At 41.3% G+C, this 4,816-nt stretch carries 5 protein-coding genes; all 5 read right to left on the bottom strand.

The window, feature by feature from the left end:
- Positions 1-204: 204 nt before the first annotated feature.
- Complete coding sequence (locus ACKI5B_RS02100; RefSeq protein ID WP_407425351.1) at positions 205-1,674, bottom strand: hypothetical protein; 1,470 nt, start codon at positions 1,672-1,674, stop codon at positions 205-207.
- A 109-nt stretch (positions 1,675-1,783) separates the two neighbouring features.
- Positions 1,784-1,966 (bottom strand): YvrJ family protein, encoded by a 183-nt coding sequence (locus ACKI5B_RS02095; RefSeq protein WP_407425349.1) that lies wholly within the window; start codon positions 1,964-1,966, stop codon positions 1,784-1,786.
- 56 nt (positions 1,967-2,022) lie between these two features.
- Entirely contained in the window at positions 2,023-2,316 is a 294-nt protein-coding gene (locus ACKI5B_RS02090) for a hypothetical protein (protein ID WP_407425347.1), read from the bottom strand.
- 152 nt (positions 2,317-2,468) lie between these two features.
- Complete coding sequence (locus ACKI5B_RS02085) at positions 2,469-3,581, bottom strand: hypothetical protein (protein WP_407425346.1); 1,113 nt, start codon at positions 3,579-3,581, stop codon at positions 2,469-2,471.
- Positions 3,559-4,816, bottom strand: a 1,258-nt coding sequence (locus ACKI5B_RS02080; protein ID WP_407425344.1) for a DNA polymerase, incomplete at its 5' end; no start/stop codon positions are given. The genes ACKI5B_RS02080 and ACKI5B_RS02085, both read right to left, overlap by 23 nt.

The raw sequence follows: 4,816 nt of genomic DNA, 5'->3' as shown, positions 1-4,816 counted from the left end.
AAAGTTGTTTAAGGGGTATCACTTTTTTGACTTTCCCCGGTCCGGCCACCGCGCGTCACACCTCGCTCTGACCGGTGGCCACCGCCTTGCTCTTGCCCTGGCTAATCAACGGCACCTCGCGCTACATCATGCCGTAGCATAGCAAAACCCCGGCCAGAGTTGACCGGGGCTTTACGAGGGTAGTGAAAAACCTTGTCAGGTAAATTACTCTAAGTATATGCCAGAATTAAGCATGTTGTTAATTGTTTCGGTTTCGCCTGCATAATGGCTCAATTCAACGCTTGCAGAATTGCACTTAACAAAATATCCTGAATGATTTGAAAGAGTGTCAACGCGCATGTAAGGCGCTCCCATGATAGCCTTGTAATTGCTTGGAGTAGTAACAGGCGGATAGTAAAATCTATGCAATGTGATATCTCGCGGCAGATATTTCATTGACATACCGGTAGTATTTCCAAGTGTCTGCACATTCTTTTCAAGTCCGGCAATACCAAGATTGAAAAGGCCGTTTGTAATACTTCCGGCAGTTCCAACAATGCCGGATATTACATTGCCGGAAGCAAGTGATGATATAACACCCTGGGCCATGTTAAGGCCTGCCTTCATCTGTCCGATCTGGTTGCCTATTACCTGAGCAATTGCAAGTTCCTGCGCGATCACTGCCGTATGCGTTCCGAAGGTCCTGCCGTTACACATTAAATGGTATGTGACAGTACCATCACGTACAGAGAATACACATCTAACAACAAGCTGTGAAGCGCTTACAAGGTATCTGGCAGGAATTTCAAGTTCACCATAAAATGGCAGCCATAAATAAAACTCCGTATAAGGTGCCAGATTCCGGAAGTCACTGATGTTAGCATCCCATGGAATTGATACATTTACATCTGTGCTATAGCAATAGTCACATACCTGATTATTATCAGGTGGTAAAGGATGCCAGATTGAACCATTTATGAAGTTCTGGTTTGCATCATAGATATAATTATCACCTATACGGAAAGCAAAGCTTGAAACATAACCATCCGTGTATGCTGTTTTATGAGCTTTTAAACTAAAAGGCATCGCAGTAACTGAAGTGATAGATTCAAATACACTTCCTACCTGCCTTTCGATAGCTGCTTGCACGTTAGGATCTACAGAATAGATTCTATTGCATACAAGTTCAAAAGTGGCTCTGTCGAACTCATAGCAGCAATCTGCACCATAGTCATTTATGACTGTCACATAATAGTGCAGATCAGAATCGAACAAACTCGTCATTGTAGTCGTAGAGCTGCCGGCCATGGTTGCATTGCCGCGCATTGTCATTCTCTGATCAGGAACATATACTTCACCGGAAAGTCCTGAATATTCAATAAATGCATTGCACTGAAGTATGTTCGCCTTATTACTTGCCGCTGCATCATCTACAAGATGAACTTCCCATATATTACCGCCGGCATAAACTCCGTCTTCAACTTTATAATATCTGCCCCATGAAGGAATATAGGCATAGTTTAAAGTATCCTGCCATCCTGCAGTAGCACTTCCGGTTGTGATCCTGAGTATAGGATTTTCTATGCTGCAGTTCTCTTTCAGCTGACAGTCAATGATTCTATCATGAGAATTAACAGCCGGCTGTTTTGTTGAATTGGTTCTTTTCTTGAAATTCTTGTAAAAGTAAACGTTCATTTGTTTCTCCTTTCTACAAGTGTAGTACAAATCAATCTGAAATAAGGGCTGATTGCTCAGCCCTTAAGACAGAAGGAATTTACAATTATGATCAAAATCGAAAACGATTTTAGTCATCTTTTGAGTTCTTACCTTTTACATACTCAACGAGTATATTCACACTCTGGGTAAGTTCAGTCAGCGCCTGCGTGAATTTATTCATTGTGCCGTTACGCTCAATGAGTAAGTAAATTGTTACGGCTATTGGGAAGCCGGTTGTGCTTATCGCATCCAGAATATCTTTAAATTCCATTATTCCAGTTCCTTCTGAAGCTCCCACGGGGCATTCACAAAACCATCATTATCGGTTCACAGAAGTGCCTCAATCTGCTTCTTAATATCTGCCAGAAGTTCTTTTGAAATAGGGAACCATGCATAGTTCCAATACTTATCGCGGCCTTTTTCGTCCTTGGCTCCGTTCTTATCCTTATAAGAAGGAAAGCTTATGAAGTCGCCGTCTTTCCATTCGATATAAACACAGTCATTGATATCAATGCCATTTACTTCCATGGAGAAGCCTGTTCTGGTATCGGAAAATGCTTTGGCTCTCTTAACTTTTACTTCAAACTTCTTAGTTTCTTTTGTGTCTGTACTCTTTTTCATAATAAATAATCACCTTTCTGCAGCTTATGCTGCGCTCATAATTCTTACCACTGAAGACTGCCGGAGTGCGCTGAATTACTCCGGCGCCGTCAGTAGTTGATTTCAGACTGCAAACGGCGCACCGCTTGCAAGTTAAATATATCATGCACAATTCAAATAGTAAAGTATCTTTTGTAGTTCACTATTAAATCATACATGGAATATTTCTTGAATTTCATCCTGTCTTCAATGCAGGCAATTCGAAGATCAACACCCTGCTCTATCCAGAACCGCTTTTGTTCGTTTTCCCGGTTCAGGTCGTAAACTTTTACCTTCTGGTTAGTGCCGGAAGTTGTCATGTAATACACTCCGTCATATTCCCGGTAATAGATATAAGCAGTCTGAGTCTTATGATATTTAAGTTTTAAATATGGCCGCATGCCCTTAATTGACATATCAAGCACGTTTGAAAAGTCATTATAACCAAACTCGCCTTCAAGTTCTGTGGCGGCCCATGCAGTGCCCTTCATTGCTTTCATAATACCGGCATCATCTTCAATCTTAGCCATTGGATATTCTCCGGCTGTTACGTGGTGGTAAGATATCATGCGTTCTTCTTCATAGTAGTAAAGAGTTTTCCGGCTGTTCATTTCCGCAAGATCATCAATTAAGGATAGACCTGCAGTAATAGGTGTTGCAATCTCTGAGCCGTTTCCGAAAAGCACAAGCTTCAGGTCTTTTCTTCCTCTTTTGGTTCTGTCACGTCTGGCGGTCATATAAATAGTAAGCAGCATATCGCCTTCAGCCTTCTTTACTATCTGGCCGCGCAAGGGAATGAACTCATCCATTATGATAAAGTCATATTCTGACATATCAATCGACTTAGTGTCAGCAAACTTGGCAAAAGATACAATCTTGCCCAGCTGTGGTCCTTCCGGTTCTCCTTCAGAATTAAATTCATAAAAACCACCCATTCCTTCAGACGCCAGCACCGGATAAATTTGTGTTCCTTTATCGCGGTTTATAGGTTTAAAAGGCGACTGCTCAAAATCGTTTAGTGGGCTGCATAAGTTCTTTACATCAATATTTGTTCGTCGCATATAGATAAACGGTATCTTATTTCTTACCATATACCATAAAGCGCTATATGTTTTACCCGGACCTCGAAGGCTCCATGCAACATAAAGCCATGCATCCGGCTGCTTCTCCAGATCTTCCTGAAAGTGATAATATCCGTCCCGGATATCTTCAGAAAGCTGTTCTTTAGTCATCTGCTCCAAAAGCATAAACGTCTACCTCTTCAATAATTTCTTCATTAAATAATGCATTAAAGTCTTCTTCCGTGAATCTGTCTGTTGAATCCAGCAGGTAATCACAAGGGTTAAGGTCAATACAGTCGCCTATTTCATCACCATACTCATTTTTATAAATATCTTTGGCAATGATATATGAATGCATCTTCTTTCCGGTTACGCTGCCGGAGAATATTGTGCCGACTTTGAAATTTTCGATATTATCTTTAAGACATGCAGCGCCCTTCTTCGGAACTCCGGCGACTGTGATTTTAAGTTCACCCTTTGAATCCCGGTATGCATAACGCTTAGCTCCCAGCGTGACAAATTCCTTTATTCCGTCCTTGTCAAGATCTGCTATACCAAGCCATGACTCTTTACCTTTGGCATTTATAACAGCACCATAACCGCGGGCTTTAAGCATATTTTTAACTTTGGTATTATATCGTTCAATCTTTTCAACATCCCAGCCGTAGCCGTAAATACTGTCAGTGTCGGAATATACCCAGGTCTTACAGCACCGGCCCAACTCAAAAAGAGCCTTTTGTGCGTAGCTGGTAGTCCATATGCCGGTTGTATAAAGCATGACATTCTGGTATTGTCCGCACCACTCTTCATATTTCTCTTTCATATATCGATAACTTTCGTCCGGATCCATTTCAATAGTGTCATAGGTTCCGTCTTCATAGTTCTGCACAATATCGTCCTTAACCGGCTTCTGGGCGCACATTCCATATAGTGAATTTACTTTCGCTTTGCGAATTGAGTAATTAACCGGATCCTTATCCTTATCTGTTTCTTCCTTTTCTTTAAAGCACTGAAAGACATAATCCGTAAACCATCTGGGAAGATAGTCCTGCCTTGAGTACCGTACATCCGTGCAGCTTATGGCAGCCATATCATATTCATAAGCAATAACGTTGATATCAACGGAATTACAATAAAATTCTATATAGTCAGCTGAAAGTATACGCCCGTTATCAGCTATGGCATTTACAGTCTTAAGGCATTTACTAACCTGTACCGCCGGCATCGGCATTCCCTTCTTAAGGTCCAGCCCGTAAATGCAGCACTTAAAGATGAATGCATATTTCTTACTATACTTAAGTATATATTCAAGAGGTTTATCGTCTGTTTCAGTCCAGCCACCGTAGGGAAATTTACCGCATATCAGCCAGAACGGATATGAACTCTTAAAGTCAAAACACTTCATTAACTCCCGGATGATA

It is taken from the genome of Treponema sp. (assembly GCF_045657965.1).
GTDB lineage: Bacteria > Spirochaetota > Spirochaetia > Treponematales > Treponemataceae > Treponema_D.
This window is presented reverse-complemented; position numbering and strand designations above follow the sequence as displayed.

What these genes read in the sequence shown, in the direction of transcription:
- ACKI5B_RS02100 (WP_407425351.1), bottom strand. Translation starts at nt 1,674, where the DNA reads ATGAACGTTTACTTTTACAAGAATTTCAAGAAAAGAACCAATTCAACA.
- ACKI5B_RS02095 (WP_407425349.1), bottom strand. Translation starts at nt 1,966, where the DNA reads ATGGAATTTAAAGATATTCTGGATGCGATAAGCACAACCGGCTTCCCA.
- ACKI5B_RS02090 (WP_407425347.1), bottom strand. Translation starts at nt 2,316, where the DNA reads ATGAAAAAGAGTACAGACACAAAAGAAACTAAGAAGTTTGAAGTAAAA.
- ACKI5B_RS02085 (WP_407425346.1), bottom strand. Translation starts at nt 3,581, where the DNA reads ATGCTTTTGGAGCAGATGACTAAAGAACAGCTTTCTGAAGATATCCGG.